A 13,248-nucleotide genomic window follows, 5' to 3' on the forward strand; every position below is an offset into this window, starting at 1 on the left:
TTTTATGTTAGGAGGATAAAGAGTTGTTTGGATTATTTAAAAGTATACCATCAGTCAATACAGCACAATTAGAAGCAGAATTACGTAATAAACCAATGATTCTGGATGTGAGAACACCTGGAGAATACCGTGTAGGGCATATTCCGGGAGCTAAAAATGTTCCATTGAATACAATTGAGCAGTATCAAGGAAAAAAACAGGCAAAACTGTATGTAGTGTGTCAATCCGGCATGAGAAGTAAACGAGTGGCATCCTCGCTGAAGAAAAAAGGATACGAGGTTGTGAACGTTCGTGGTGGAATGAGTCAATGGAGTGGACACGTTAGAGGAGGAACTAATTAAGTGGCTAAAATTGTTATTATAGGGGGAGTAGCTGGCGGCATGTCTGCAGCAACTCGTTTACGCCGATTAAAAGAAGATGCAGACATCATTATTTTTGAAAAAGGCCCGTATGTTTCGTTTGCGAACTGTGGACTGCCTTATTATGTATCAGGTGAAATATCAGAGCGTGATAAACTGATCGTTCAGACACCTGAAGCTTTATACGACCGGTTCAGACTGGATGTCAGAGCTGAACATGAAGTTACCTCAATCAATCCGGACAGTAAAACTGTAACAGTTAAGCACCATGGAGAATTCCTAACTGAAGCATATGATCAGATCATCTTATCACCCGGCGCGCGGGCTTTTATTCCACCTATTGCAGGACTAAAAGAAGCAGACAATGTCTACACGCTGAGAAATGTACCAGATCTAGATAAGATCATGATGCGCATTGACGGCATGAATCCAAAGGAAGCGGTCGTAATCGGAGCCGGATTCATCGGGATAGAAATGGCAGAAAACTTGAAACACAGAGGGATTGATGTCACACTTATTGAAAAGGCTCCTCACGTTCTTCCGCCTTTAGATGAAGAAATGGCTGCTTTTGTACAGAATGAATTGAAAGAACAAGGCGTGACCGTTATCACATCTCAGTCTGCTGTGGCATTTAAAGATGCCGGGAAACGGGTGGTATTGGAGGACGGTACTGAGTTTACTACTGATTTGACGATCATGTCTGTCGGGGTACAGCCTGAAAGTACATTGGCTGAACAGGCTGGGATAGAATTAGGCTTGCATGGCGGCATACTTGTTGACGAAACCTATCAGACAAGCGTGAAAGACATCTATGCAGTAGGGGATGCTATTGTCGTTAAAAACCAGATCACTGGAGAAGATGCTTTGATTGCATTAGCTTCTCCTGCCAATCGTCAGGGGCGTCAGGTAGCCGATAATATTGCCGGGATCAAGCGCTCAAATAAAGGAAGTATTGGAACAGCCATCGTTCGGGCATTCGGACTGACTGCTGCATCAACAGGTTTGAGTGAACGTCAGGTGAAAATGGCGGGTCTTGACGTCGCTTCCGTCCACACACTGAGCAAAGACCATGCAGGGTATTATCCTGGTGCGACAGACATTACGCTTAAACTGGTGTTTGACCCGTCGTCTGGTAAGATTTACGGTGCTCAGGCAGTAGGCGTTAAAGGAGTCGATAAACGAATCGATATTATTGCAACAGCTATTAAAGGCGAGCTTACAGTGCACGACTTGCCGGAATTGGAGTTCACCTATGCACCGCCGTTTGGATCAGCTAAAGATCCCGTCAACATGGCCGGCTATGCAGCGCTGAATATTATCGAAGGTATGAGTGACCAGGTCCAATGGCATCAACTAAACGAAGAACTGGCTAAGGGGGCGGTCCTTTTAGACGTTCGCAGTGAAGCTGAACTTAAAGACGGCTATTTCCCTGATTCAATCAATATTCCATTAAATGACTTGCGAGACCGCCTGTCTGAACTGGATATAAACCAGCCGTATATTATCAGTTGCCGAAGTGGTCAACGAAGCTATATTGGTGAACGTATTATGAAGCAAGCAGGCTTCAAAGTTAAAAATCTGGATGGTGCTTATGCACTTTACCAGACAGTGAAACCGGAGGAATTAGTTAATGTATAGATCGGTCAGTATGGATGAATTTGGGCAAAAGCAGAAAAGAGAAGAAATCTGTATAATCGATGTGAGAGAAGCAGATGAGTTTTCTTCTGGACATATCCCTGGTGCTGTCAGTATGCCGTTGAGTGGATTAGCTCAAGGATATGAGGGGCTTGATAAAGGAACAGAATACCATGTGGTTTGCTTGTCAGGTGGCCGTTCATCAATGGCGTGTGAATTTTTGAGTAATGAAGGGTATGATGTTGTTAATGTCATGGGTGGCATGTCAGCCTGGAGAGGGGAAATCGAGTAAGATGAAATGTGATAAAAGCATTCTTAATCGCTTGAAACGAACAGAAGGACAGCTGAGAGGCGTTCAGAAAATGCTCGAAGAGGATAAAGACTGCAGCGATGTGGTGACGCAGTTGTCCGCTGTCCGCTCAAGTGTGGACCGCATCATGGGTGTAATCGTTGCTGAGAACTTGAAACAATGTCTGGAAAATCCTTCCGCAAATGCAGAAGAGCAGGAAGCTACGATTCAGAAAGCCATTCAGTTAGTTATCAAAAAATAATAGTAAAAAGAGCCGTGTTCTTTATTGAACAGGGCTTTTTATGTCGAGGAGAGTGTTGATTTTTGGTAGAACCTTCACAAGCGTTAAATGGGCATTTTTCATTGATAGCTGATATTATACTGATGCGATATAAAAGGATAAAAGGAGACGATATAGATGTCAACGACTAAATCAATTAAGTATGGTGTGCTGTCATTATCAGCTGTTCTGCTTTTGGCAGCCTGCGATGATAATGACACCTTGGATACTACGCCAGCCGATGATGATTCAGAGATGACTGACGATGCAGTAGAGGACCCGACTGTAGAAGAAGGCATGGAGGATGCTGAAGACGATACCTCTGATGAAGTCGCAGATGATGCAGTAGACGATCCCAATGTAGAAGAAGGCATGGACGATGCGGCAGATGACACTTCCGGCGACACAGGTGATTCACGTGGCCTTGAAGGCATGACCTTCGCAGTAAGCCTGGATGATGCAATCGACATGTTCTACGAGACATTCGGCAGTGATGCAAATATAGAAGAAATCCAATTTGATCGTGATAACGGCCGTTTTGTCTATGAAATGGATGGCTGGGACGGCGAGTATGAGTACGAACTGGACATTGATGCAGAAACGGGCGACGTTGTGAAACAGGAGCAGGATGATGATGACGACTCAGATGATGTGCTTGACCTGGATGGCATTATTACACCTCAGGAAGCAATGGATGCAGCTTTAGAAGCTTCTGGTTCAGGCTATGTTGAAGAATGGACTCTTGAAGTGGAAGATGGACGTACACTATACGAGGTCGACGTGCAGGAAGGCGACGATCAGGAAATCGATGCTTTAACAGGTGACGTCCTTTAAAGATTGATTAGTAGTCAATAGGAATACTCTTGGGCATTTGTTCAGGAGTATTTTTTTGAATCCGGGAAGTAGTCTCTTCAAAAGTGTGGTAAAGTTAGAAAAAAGCGGAGGAGTCCTTTCATGAATAAAGAATCAATCGTCTCAGATACTAAAGAAATGGTGAAAGATAAGCTTAAAAATGAAGGAACGGGTCATGACTGGTACCATATTGAAAGAGTATGGAAAATGGCTTCCAGACTGGCTAAAAGAGAACAGGCGAATAGCTATATAGTCGAACTGGCTGCTCTCTTACATGATCTGATCGATGACAAACTGGTTTCTGATAAAGGGAAAGCAATAACTGAAGTCGAATACTGGCTTGAAGGTGCAGGGGTGTCATCATCTGACACAGAGCGCATCATGGACATTATTCAAACAATTTCATATAAAGGGGGCAATGGACGGAAACTTTCTTCTCTGGAAGCTCAGATCGTTCAGGATGCAGATCGTCTGGATGCTATTGGCGCAATCGGAATAGCACGCTGTTTCGCTTATGCCGGAAGCAAAGGCGATGTGCTTTTCGACCCTGAACTATCTGTTCGTGAAGATATGACCGAAAAAGAATACAGAGAAGGTCCTTCCAGTGCGGTCCACCACTTTTATGAGAAACTGCTGAAACTGAAAGAATTGATGAATACAGAGGCAGCCAAAGAGATAGCACAGGAGCGTCATGCGTTTATGGAAGAGTACCTGATGCAGTTTTTTGAAGAATGGGAAGCAGAATAGAGCATAAATAAGCCGGGCCCCCTCAAGTCAGCAGACTTAAAAGGTTCCGGCTTTTTTTATACGGTTTGAATAATGGAGAATTGCTGAACTGCATTATAGTGGACTTGAGTACGGTGCGCCTCACATATGAACCGTAGATGTCACTAAACAACTTGCAGGTCTTTTAGTTTAATCTGTCAGGCCTAAATTTAGGATTGCACTGCTTGAAGCCTGTATGCCCCAATAGAACTCTTTCAACCCCATATTCTCATTAGGGGCGTGGTTATCCTCATCAACGTTTGCGTAAGGGACAGTCACAGATGGAATATTAAGAATATCAGTAAAAACGAACATCGGCCCAGTTCCTCCTAAAGCAGGCAATACAACCGGCGCAATCTCATAGGCTGTTTCAACTGATTCAATAACTTTTTGAACCAGGGGATGAGACAGCGGTGTTTTTGAAGGTTTGACCGCACTGAGGTTCTTCACTGTTATCTGGCAGCGTGAGTCAAAAGCGGAAACGTGTTTCTCAATCGCGCTGTAAATAGCCGCAGGGTCCTGATTGGGAGCCAGGCGCATATCCAGCTTCACCTTTGCTTTACCAGGAATGATCGTTTTGGTACCTTCCCCGGTATAGCCACTCAAAAAGCCAGCAATTGTAAAGGTAGGCTTAAAACATAAATTAGTATAGTATTCCTCGTTTGTCATTGATAAAGAGTCCAGTCCGACCACTTTCGCTGTCTTTTCAGGGAAGAATGGAATGCTCCTCAACTGTTCTTTTTCTTCGGGTGTCGGCTGAATGATCCCGTCGTAGAAGCCATCGATCAGCACTTCACCGTCGTCAGTCACCATGGTACGGATAAGGTTCAGTAAAGTCATGGCAGGGTCAGGGGCGATGTTTCCTTTATTCCCGGAATGGTTATCACGGTTTGCTCCTAAAGCGTTCAGTTCAACATAGAGAAGGCCGCGGTTCCCTAGGGTCACAGTCGGTTGGCCATCTCCCTCCATAGGCCCGTCTGCCGTATAGGCGATATCAGCTTTGAGGAGATCCTTGTGTTCTGCCACAAAGGAAGCCAGATTCACACTTCCTTTTTCTTCCTCCCCTTCGTATAAAAACTTAACATTAACGGGCAGGGAACCGTTTTGTTCAAGCAATGTTTTGACAGCCAGCACGTGCGCGATCAGCTGCCCCTTATTGTCTCCCGTACCGCGTCCAAAAATCTTTCCATCTCTAATCGTCGGAACAAATGGGTCAGATTCCCATAATTCCAGGGGTTCCGGTGGCTGAACATCGTAATGCCCATAAAACAGGATCGTTTTAGTGTTTTTTGGATCGATTATTTCCCCGTAAACGACCGGGTGTCCTTTCGTTTCCATAATGTCAGCGTTGATCCCACTGTCTTTCATGATACCTAAAAGCAGCTCGGCACACTCTCTGACGCCTATATTGAGCGTACTGATGCTGGGTTGTCTTAACAGAGTAAACAAGGTATTTAAATGGTCATCTTTCTTGTGGTCCAGTGTTTGTCTTATCTCTTGATAGGTCGTCTTCCAGTCAGTCATGAATAAAAGCACTCCTTAGATTAGAATAATATTAGAAAAATAGTTTATATTCTAATATTATACACATCTTATTCACCATTGAAAGAGAATTATCAAAAAAACCTCCCGAATGGAAGGCTAGGATTTGTTAATTATTCATTTAGAAGTATATTTTCATAATAAGGACTATTCGTTTTTCTCAAAGATTTAAAGAAACGCTTTGAAACATAAACTAGTAGTGGAAGACTGACAAGAAACAGAATCGAAGTGAGGACAAATTCTACCGGCAGGGTGTCTTGAATAGCCAGTAATGTTTCCTGAGCCTCCTCAGGATTTCCATAATGTATAAAAGCAGATGGCATGATGACGATAAAATTATAGACAGCATGAAAGAAGATAGGGTAGAGCAGGTTGTTAAATTTCACATAGAGCAGGCCGCACAGTAATCCAACAATGAGTTGAGGGATAAACAAGGACTGCAGATGAATGATCATAAACACAACAGAGCTGAATATAATACCCTTTTTCACCCCATATTTATCCACCCATTTATTTAATATATACCCCCTAAAGATGATTTCTTCCACTACAGGCGCAAAAAAGACGGCTACAACAAAGAGATAGAAGAAAGGAAGTTCTTCAGTAAATGATATATCAATCAGATGCGGCATGATTAAATCAAAAAGAACAGGGATGAAAGTCAGTAGAGTCATAAAGAAATAAATAAAGGAATAGGCGACAATCGCTGTTAAAGCTGTCAAACCTAATACTGGAAATAGTGACCGCTCAGTCTCTGGAAGGGGTCTTGACAAGGCGTTGATCGAGAGTGAGTGTTTTTTCATTTGGCTCAGTGTCACTTTGTACATCAGAAAATAAATAAGTCCATCTGTCACCAGACTGATTAGTGTCGCGTGTTGTCCCATAAACGTTAATATAAGGACGACACCGATGAAAATTGAGCCTATACTAATTAGTAAAAATCGCCAGAAAATAGCCCAAATAGAGGCATTCTCAAATGTTTGTTCATATGTAGACAAGGTGTCAGCCCACTTTCTTTTTATGATTATATAAAGACTAGCATAGTTAAGGAAAAAATGGTAGAAAAAGCATTGATCTCACTTATTTGTGATAAACTATGACTAAATGAATTCTGGAGGAAATTATGGAACCGATACTCGAAATCAGTCACTTAACCAAACAATTTGATGGAAAACCTGTGCTTAAAGAAGTCAGTTTTTCTGTTAATCCCGGAGAAATCATCGGCTACATAGGTCCGAATGGTGCAGGTAAAAGCACGACAGTAAAAATCATTTTAGGAATGATCGATAAGGATGGCGGCGATATCCGTTTATTCGGTCAGCCGATTGAAAATTATGATGTCTCTTATAAAGCAAGAATCGGATATGTACCTGAGAACGCTGATTTATACGAAACATTGACAGCAAAAGAATATCTGCTGTTTATTGGTGAGTTGTATGGATTGGAAGAAGAAGAGGTCCTGAAAAAATCGGAACAGATGATGGATGCTCTTGGCATCAAAGACTCCTTTAATGGACGATTAGCCTCGTTCTCTAAAGGAATGCGCCAGAAAGTACTGATTATATCGAGTCTGCTTCACGATCCGGATATTCTGTTCTGGGATGAACCGTTGAATGGACTGGATGCCAACAGTGTACAGGTTATCAAAGAACTGCTCTGGAAGCTGAAAATGGATGGAAAGACTATATTCTATTCTTCCCATGTGATGGACACAGTTGAAAAACTAAGTGACCGGATTCTTATTTTAAATGACGGGGAAGTTGTGGCGAATGGACCGTTTGAAGAACTGAAAGAAGAAGCGGACGGGACGCTTGAACAGTTATTTAATACATTGACGGGCTTCGACCAGCATGCCGCTTTGGCTGAACAGTTCCTTCTTGCTATGAAAGGAGAAGAGGCCCATGATGCGTGATGTTTTAGGCTTAAAGAAAAGTGAAAAGACGCCTATCTACTTGCGCCTGCTCGATCTGATTTCATTTATCTACACGCGTTCAGGGGTGAATTACCCTCAGATGCGCTCAATTCTTGCGCTTAAAATGACGATGGACGGGAGAAAAGACTCCGCTCTGCCCGGATTTGAATCTGGACGACGTTCTGACGAGGAAAAGAATCAGTTTTTCTCGAGTCTGTGGGTGTATACGCTGATCAGTCTGTTCTTACTGTTCTTATTCGCATATGATAACTGGGTCTTTCAGTATACGACCTATTTCAGTTTTTTGTTTATTATGACTTTTTCTACCTTACTGGCCAATTTTTCCAATATCCTGCTGGATACGAAAGATGCCATCCTGATCGGAACGAAGCCGGTTGATCGGAAAACATTAGGTGCTGCAAAGGCTACTCACGTTGGGATTTATCTATTGTCGTTTACACTGGCAATTGGATTGCCTGTTATTTTGTTTACCTTTTACTTTAACGGCATCGTTGCCGGCATCCTGGTCTTTTTGTTGTCCCTACTTGCATCGCTCTGGTGTCTGGGTCTGACGTTGTTCGTTTACGCCACAATTCTGAAACAGTTTGATGGGGAACGGCTGAAAAACATTATAGCCTATAGCCAGATTTCACTTTCCGTCTTTATGGTCCTCGGCTATTATCTCGTCGGTCAAATTTTCCAGGTGATCGATCCGGAAACGCTGCTGGTTGAAATGAACCTTTCTGTAGCGCATGTGCTATTGTTTCCAATGTGGTTCGTCGCACCGTTTGGTATGCTGCAGGAAGGCGTGACGGCAACTTACTTGGCCTATACGGCATTGCTGCTTGCCGGAACTGTGTTTCTGGCTTTATTATTCAACTGGAATACTGACAAGATCGAAAGCAATCTTCAGAAGATGGATTCATCAAGTACTAAACGGACAAAACGCTCGGCTATTGAGCGGACAGCTGCCAAGCTCTTCTGTCTTGATCCGCTTGAAAAAGCATATTTCCACTTTGGCTGGCAGATCACTAAGACTGAGAGAGAATTTAAAACCAGACTGTATCCATCTATCGCTAGTGCACTGGTTTTTCCAATTGTCATGACGTATACCACATTGACCTCAGGAGAACCGGGTGTAGCGCAGAGCCCAGTGACCTTTTTATACTTGCCCTACTTTACGATGCTTTTGATACCTGTTCTGGCAGTCTCCATCCAGTTTTCTAAAAACTACAAAGGGAACTGGGTATTTAATCTGACACCGAATGATTCAAAAGCACCGTTTATGCGAGCCGTTGCAAAAGCCATGCTGATCAAGATTTTAGTACCGCTATATACAGTAGTCGCTATTCTGGTCTTGTACTTCACAGGCTTTTCGTACAGTCTTCAACTGATCAACGGCTTACTGCTGACGAGCGTCATATTGTATGTTGAAATGAAACGCTCTGTTACTGCTCTTCCGTTTTCGAGAAAGTATTCAGCATCAGAAGCGAATATGGGCTGTATGGGAACGCTGATTTTCTTCATCCCAGTTTTCGTCATATCGGTCATCATGATTGTCAGTCAGTTGTTCGTTCCGTTTGCTGAATGGGCTATCCTACTGATTCTTCTTGGACTAAACGGCTGGTGGATGACAAAAGGCTTCACCCGCAAAACTAAATAAGGTAAAGAAAAAGAGGCGCTGTATTTTCTCCTTTTTTTTAATGAACAAGTAAGATACAATTAAACCAATTAGACTAAGCAACTCAAGGAGATAACTACTATGGAACGCATTATTTTAACAGGCGATCGCCCGACAGGTAAATTGCATTTAGGTCACTATGTCGGCTCATTACAAAATCGCGTACAATTACAGGAAGATGAACACACAAAAATCTTTATTATGATCGCAGATCAGCAGGCGCTGACTGATAACGCTAAAAACCCGGAAAAAGTTCAGCAAAGTCTGATAGAAGTGGCATTAGATTATCTGGCTGTTGGCCTGGATCCTAAGAAATCGACTATATTTGTTCAATCTCAAATTCCACAGCTACCGGAATTGACAATGTATTACCTGAATCTCGTAACGGTTGCCCGTCTGCAGAGGAACCCGACTGTGAAATCAGAAATCCAGGAAAAAGGCTTCAATGAAAGTATTCCAGCTGGATTCTTTATGTATCCGGTAAGTCAGGCAGCTGATATTACAGCGTTCAAAGCGACTCATGTACCCGTTGGAGAAGACCAGAAACCGATGCTTGAGCAAACTAGAGAAGTTGCCCGTGATTTCAACCGTACGTATGGTAAAGATGTCCTTGTAGAACCAGACATCATGCTTCCGCCAAAAGGTCAGGGACGTCTGGTCGGGATCGATGGAAAAGGCAAAATGAGCAAGTCGCTCAATAATGGGATCTATCTATCTGACAGTGCAGAAGATATCCAGAAAAAAATTATGAGCATGTACACTGATCCCAATCACATTCGTGTGGAAGATCCCGGTCAAGTAGAAGGGAACGTCGTCTTTACTTATCTGGATGTGTTTGATGATGACAAAGAAAAAGTTCAGGAGTTAAAAGACCAGTACCGTGCCGGTGGACTTGGAGACGTTAAAATCAAACGTTACTTGAACGATGTCCTGCAGGCGAAACTGCAGCCGATCCGTGAACGTCGTGAAGCCTTTGCCCAAGACAGAGGCGCTGTCTTAGAGATGCTGAAAGAAGGCAGTCTAAAAGCAGAAGCAGTCGCAGCTCAAACGCTTGACGAAGTTAAAGAGGCTATGGGTATCAATTATTTCAAATAATAGAGTGTCTTATAAGTATTGTTTTTCTGTTCAACCAAAACTGTTTAAAGAAGTGATGAGAATGATCGAACTGAAACCTGTAACCAAACATAATTATATGACAGTAGTGGATTTAAAAGTCCATCCGCATCAGGAAGATTTTATCGCATCAAACTGGTTGTCTCTTTTAGAAGCGTCATACGAAGAGGACAAATACCCGTTTGCCATTTATCAGGAAGGAACGGTGGTCGGATTTCTGATGTGCAGTTATTACCCTGCTGATGATGCCTATCCGATCGACTCATGGTGGCTCGAACGCTTGATGATCGATAAGGCCCACCAGAAAAAAGGGATCGGAAAAGAAGCACTAAAACGCTTCTTGAATGAATTTAAACCGGATGAGAATGTATCTGAGATTAGAATCGGAGCCGACCCAAAAAATGAGTGGGCGATTAAGCTCTACGAATCATTTGGATTCAAACAAGAAGGAATGGTCGAAGACGAGAATGTCTACGTTGGCGACTGGAAAGCTGAATAGTGATCAATGATGAGAGAATGAGTCTGCGGACTCATTCTTTTTTTATGGGCTTAGGTTCTTTAAGAGGGAGCATACTCGCTGGTCAGCGAGTATGAACTGCATTGAAAAGGGTGGGGGAGCTAATTTCTTGCCAGCAGCCAGCTGTGTTTGGCATAGTGACGAACCGATCATACTGGAGTGGACTGAAGATGTAGCGTGTTTGGTTAACTCTCGCAGCTAGTCTTGTCGAGTCTGCTGAAGAAGTAGGCAGTTAGGTAAGCTCAAGGAAGAAAAAACTGGAGTAAACTGAAGTAGAGCATACTTCGGTAAAGTGAATTAGCATTAAAAATGAGTATGTCGAAGTCGGTTCGACTTCGGCATACTCAAATGGGAAACTCTCTCAGGAGACTGAAGCTGCGACCGCTTCGGCACACTCAATAGCATTCGTCTTTCAGTGTGCCGAAGAGGAGTAAATGTTGGCTAACTGCGTTTTAAGATTCCTTTGAGTTGACTGAAATGAGCGGCCGTTACTCACAAAAGGCGAAATCAGTACCAGTCACGTCGCTGATTTCGGGCATTAATCAGGAAGGTTTTTAGTGATACGTCATCTTCATCTTGTAAGGCTTGTTTAAACGTGTTGAGTTCTGCTTCAAATGCTTCAATTGAAGAGAGTAAGGCATCTTTATTGTAGAGAAAGAGCTCTCCCCATAAGGATTCGTTGATATCTGCAATACGAGTCAGTTCCTTGAAGCTGTTCCCTGCAAAAAGAAGCGTATCGTCAGAAGCCTGGGTGCTGTTCACAACAGATACTGACAGGACATGCATCAGCTGGCTGACATAAGCGATCTGCTCATCGTGCTGTTCAGGAGTGACACGGGTGACTGTATCAAAACCGGCATCGGTGTAGAGCTGCTCAACTTTTTTAATGTTTTCTTCCTTGTTGATTGAAATAGGTGTGATCAGAGCGTTAGCTTGAATGAATTTCGATTCATCTGCTCCTGCAATTCCTTTTTTCTCGCTTCCGCGCATGGGGTGAGCAAAAATAAAATCGACATGATCTGGTAGAATCTGCTCCACGTTACTGATGATGGCGGTCTTCACACCGGTCACATCAGTCAATACAGCCCCCGGTTTAAAGTGATTTCTGTGCTCTTGAACAAAGGAAGCTATCTGACCAGGGTAAAGAGTCAGCAGAATCATATCCGCTTCTGCCAGAACTTCATCCGGCAAAGTGGTGCCTTCATGAATGAAGCCTTTATTAAGAGCCAGTTCAATCGTCTGTTTGTCGATGTCGACGCCGATTATACGGTCGTAGCCTTTTTTCATTAGGCTCATCGCGAAGGAACCCCCAATGGCGCCAAGTCCGATGATGACTAAAGTCATGTTAAGTGCTCCTCGGATAGAAGTGTCTCAAGTGCCTGTATTCCCAGCACATAACCGGTCGATCCAAACCCGGAAATCTGACCTGCACAAGCAGGCGCAATGACGGACTCTTTTCTGAATGCTTCTCTGGAATGGATTGCACTTAAGTGAACCTCCACAGTTGGAATCGAGACCGCTTTAATGGCATCGTGAATAGCATAACTGTAATGTGTATAAGCAGCCGGATTGATGACGATCCCACTAACATTTTCTTCATAAGCATCCTGTATCTTATCGATCAGCATGCCCTCAGAATTACTCTGAAAAAACTCATAAATATGACCGTTTTTAATAAGGTAGTCCTGTATCCGTCTGTTGATATCATCAAGTGTTTCGGTACCGTAAACGTCCGGTTCTCTGGTGCCCAGCAGATTTAAATTGGGGCCATTAATGATCCATATTTTCATGACACATCTCCTTTTCTGTACTGTTTGGGTAACTGTTCAATAAGTGAATCGATTGTTTCTTCGAGCGAGCGGTCGTTGATGACGATGATATCGGCCAGCTGTCTGTAAATCTTTTCCCGCTCCTTATATAAATCACACAGCACATCGGTTCCATCCTTTAACAGAGGTCTGTGCTCAATTTGAATATCATCGGCAATCAGTCTGACAGGGCGATCAATCCAGATGATCAGACCCGTTTTCTTCAACCACTGGTGATTCGCCTCTTTAACGACTGCACCGCCACCAGTTGAAATGATGCTGTTTTTTTTAGCAGCTAATGCTTTGCAGGCATCCGTTTCAAGTGAACGAAAGGGTTCTTCACCTTTTTTAAATAGTTCTGGAATAGAAAAGCCGGAAACCGCTTCGATATACTCATCCATATCTATAAAAGATAAGGGCAGGCGTCTGCTCAGCTCTTTTCCGATTGTCGTTTTTCCGCTTCCGGTCATGCCGATCAGGACAAGATTAGACATA

Annotated in this window: 15 protein-coding genes; 10 read left to right on the forward strand and 5 right to left on the reverse strand. The window is 43.2% G+C overall.

Annotated features, from left to right (window positions below; all coding sequences use genetic code 11):
* The first annotated feature begins 23 nt into the window (after positions 1 to 23).
* The 6 genes from CLV38_RS07805 (at position 24) to CLV38_RS07830 (ending at position 4,162) form a co-directional block, all read left to right on the forward strand.
* Positions 24 to 341 carry a rhodanese-like domain-containing protein gene (locus tag CLV38_RS07805; protein WP_106193700.1) on the forward strand — a complete coding sequence of 106 codons (318 nt, stop codon included), beginning with the start codon at positions 24 to 26 and terminating at the stop codon, positions 339 to 341.
* Positions 342 to 1,997 (forward strand): FAD-dependent oxidoreductase, encoded by a 1,656-nt coding sequence (locus CLV38_RS07810; RefSeq protein WP_106193703.1) that lies wholly within the window; start codon positions 342 to 344, stop codon positions 1,995 to 1,997.
* On the forward strand, positions 1,990 to 2,286 hold the full coding sequence (locus CLV38_RS07815) for a rhodanese-like domain-containing protein (RefSeq protein ID WP_106193706.1): 297 nt from the start codon (positions 1,990 to 1,992) through the stop codon (positions 2,284 to 2,286). Before CLV38_RS07810 ends, CLV38_RS07815 begins: the two co-directional genes overlap by 8 nt.
* 1 nt (position 2,287) lies before the next feature.
* The gene (locus CLV38_RS07820) at positions 2,288 to 2,545 is read left to right on the forward strand and encodes a metal-sensitive transcriptional regulator (RefSeq protein WP_106193708.1); all 258 of its coding nucleotides are present in this window, start codon (positions 2,288 to 2,290) and stop codon (positions 2,543 to 2,545) included.
* Between the two features lie 156 nt (positions 2,546 to 2,701).
* On the forward strand, positions 2,702 to 3,397 hold the full coding sequence (locus CLV38_RS07825) for a PepSY domain-containing protein (RefSeq protein ID WP_106193711.1): 696 nt from the start codon (positions 2,702 to 2,704) through the stop codon (positions 3,395 to 3,397).
* Positions 3,398 to 3,517: 120 nt separating this feature from the next.
* A complete protein-coding gene (locus tag CLV38_RS07830; RefSeq protein ID WP_106193714.1) occupies positions 3,518 to 4,162 on the forward strand; it encodes an HD domain-containing protein in 645 nt (214 codons plus the stop codon).
* A 168-nt stretch (positions 4,163 to 4,330) separates the two neighbouring features.
* Here CLV38_RS07830 and CLV38_RS07835 read toward each other — a convergent pair whose 3' ends face one another.
* Positions 4,331 to 5,704, reverse strand: coding sequence for a M20/M25/M40 family metallo-hydrolase (locus CLV38_RS07835; RefSeq protein WP_106193717.1), 1,374 nt, complete (start codon positions 5,702 to 5,704; stop codon positions 4,331 to 4,333).
* A gap of 131 nt (positions 5,705 to 5,835) precedes the next feature.
* Positions 5,836 to 6,720: a CPBP family intramembrane glutamic endopeptidase gene (locus CLV38_RS07840; protein WP_106193719.1), complete on the reverse strand. Its 885-nt coding sequence runs from the start codon at positions 6,718 to 6,720 to the stop codon at positions 5,836 to 5,838.
* 122 nt (positions 6,721 to 6,842) lie between these two features.
* Here CLV38_RS07840 and CLV38_RS07845 point away from each other — a divergent pair, with 122 nt between their 5' ends.
* The 4 genes from CLV38_RS07845 (at position 6,843) to CLV38_RS07860 (ending at position 10,927) form a co-directional block, all read left to right on the forward strand.
* On the forward strand, positions 6,843 to 7,634 hold the full coding sequence (locus CLV38_RS07845; protein ID WP_106193721.1) for an ABC transporter ATP-binding protein: 792 nt from the start codon (positions 6,843 to 6,845) through the stop codon (positions 7,632 to 7,634).
* A complete protein-coding gene (locus CLV38_RS07850) occupies positions 7,624 to 9,297 on the forward strand; it encodes a hypothetical protein (RefSeq protein WP_106193724.1) in 1,674 nt (557 codons plus the stop codon). The genes CLV38_RS07845 and CLV38_RS07850 overlap by 11 nt, the downstream gene beginning before the upstream one ends.
* Positions 9,298 to 9,396: 99 nt before the next feature.
* Complete coding sequence (gene trpS / locus CLV38_RS07855; RefSeq protein ID WP_106193726.1) at positions 9,397 to 10,410, forward strand: tryptophan--tRNA ligase; 1,014 nt, start codon at positions 9,397 to 9,399, stop codon at positions 10,408 to 10,410.
* Positions 10,411 to 10,471: 61 nt separating this feature from the next.
* Positions 10,472 to 10,927: a GNAT family N-acetyltransferase gene (locus CLV38_RS07860; protein WP_106193730.1), complete on the forward strand. Its 456-nt coding sequence runs from the start codon at positions 10,472 to 10,474 to the stop codon at positions 10,925 to 10,927.
* A 525-nt stretch (positions 10,928 to 11,452) separates the two neighbouring features.
* Here CLV38_RS07860 and CLV38_RS07865 read toward each other — a convergent pair.
* From CLV38_RS07865 to CLV38_RS07875, 3 genes are read right to left on the reverse strand one after another with little or no spacing between them, the layout of a single operon-like run.
* Complete coding sequence (locus CLV38_RS07865; RefSeq protein ID WP_106193733.1) at positions 11,453 to 12,289, reverse strand: prephenate dehydrogenase; 837 nt, start codon at positions 12,287 to 12,289, stop codon at positions 11,453 to 11,455.
* Complete coding sequence (aroQ, locus tag CLV38_RS07870; RefSeq protein ID WP_106193736.1) at positions 12,286 to 12,735, reverse strand: type II 3-dehydroquinate dehydratase; 450 nt, start codon at positions 12,733 to 12,735, stop codon at positions 12,286 to 12,288. Before aroQ ends, CLV38_RS07865 begins: the two co-directional genes overlap by 4 nt.
* Positions 12,732 to 13,247, reverse strand: coding sequence for a shikimate kinase (locus tag CLV38_RS07875; RefSeq protein WP_106193797.1), 516 nt, complete (start codon positions 13,245 to 13,247; stop codon positions 12,732 to 12,734). The genes aroQ and CLV38_RS07875 overlap by 4 nt, the downstream gene beginning before the upstream one ends.
* Between the last annotated feature and the right edge of the window lies 1 nt (position 13,248).

It is taken from the genome of Alkalibacterium olivapovliticus (genome assembly GCF_003003275.1).
GTDB classification, from domain to species: Bacteria; Bacillota; Bacilli; order Lactobacillales; family Carnobacteriaceae_A; genus Alkalibacterium; species Alkalibacterium olivapovliticum.

Bases quoted from the DNA above. Each gene is read 5' to 3' on its own strand.
- CLV38_RS07815 (WP_106193706.1), top strand. From the start codon at position 1,990: ATGTATAGATCGGTCAGTATGGATGAATTTGGGCAAAAGCAGAAAAGA.
- CLV38_RS07820 (WP_106193708.1), top strand. From the start codon at position 2,288: ATGAAATGTGATAAAAGCATTCTTAATCGCTTGAAACGAACAGAAGGA.
- CLV38_RS07825 (WP_106193711.1), top strand. From the start codon at position 2,702: ATGTCAACGACTAAATCAATTAAGTATGGTGTGCTGTCATTATCAGCT.
- CLV38_RS07830 (WP_106193714.1), top strand. From the start codon at position 3,518: ATGAATAAAGAATCAATCGTCTCAGATACTAAAGAAATGGTGAAAGAT.
- CLV38_RS07835 (WP_106193717.1), bottom strand. From the start codon at position 5,704: ATGACTGACTGGAAGACGACCTATCAAGAGATAAGACAAACACTGGAC.
- CLV38_RS07850 (WP_106193724.1), top strand. From the start codon at position 7,624: ATGATGCGTGATGTTTTAGGCTTAAAGAAAAGTGAAAAGACGCCTATC.
- trpS (WP_106193726.1), top strand. From the start codon at position 9,397: ATGGAACGCATTATTTTAACAGGCGATCGCCCGACAGGTAAATTGCAT.
- CLV38_RS07860 (WP_106193730.1), top strand. From the start codon at position 10,472: ATGATCGAACTGAAACCTGTAACCAAACATAATTATATGACAGTAGTG.
- CLV38_RS07865 (WP_106193733.1), bottom strand. From the start codon at position 12,289: ATGACTTTAGTCATCATCGGACTTGGCGCCATTGGGGGTTCCTTCGCG.
- aroQ (WP_106193736.1), bottom strand. From the start codon at position 12,735: ATGAAAATATGGATCATTAATGGCCCCAATTTAAATCTGCTGGGCACC.
- CLV38_RS07875 (WP_106193797.1), bottom strand. From the start codon at position 13,247: ATGTCTAATCTTGTCCTGATCGGCATGACCGGAAGCGGAAAAACGACA.